Here is a 238-nt window from a genome sequence, read left to right as displayed (position 1 = left end):
GGGAACCCTATCCGCTTACGCGCCGGCACCCGTCTCATCGAAGAATGAGGTTTTGTCCGTCCCGTTCGCTTTGGCGCGATACATCGCGCTATCGGCCTGGCGCATCAGGGCGTGTACATCAAGACGTCCGTCCGCGCTATTGGCACCGAGCATGCGCACGCCAATGCTGGCCGATACGGCGACGGGATGACCGCCGATCTCTCGAAGCCCATGAAGGATGTCGTGAATACCGTCGGCA

1 protein-coding gene is annotated in these 238 nt (G+C 61.3%); it reads right to left on the bottom strand.

The annotated features are described in order from the left end of the window. Positions 1 to 15: 15 nt before the first annotated feature. On the bottom strand, positions 16 to 238 hold a 223-nt coding region (locus F6X39_RS37785), incomplete at its 5' end, for a diguanylate cyclase domain-containing protein (protein ID WP_187620173.1).

It is taken from the genome of Paraburkholderia sp. UCT2, assembly GCF_014397665.1.
Taxonomy (GTDB): Bacteria; Pseudomonadota; Gammaproteobacteria; order Burkholderiales; family Burkholderiaceae; genus Paraburkholderia; species Paraburkholderia tuberum.
The sequence above is the reverse complement of the archived record's forward strand: the minus strand, read 5'-3'. Positions and strand labels throughout refer to the sequence as shown.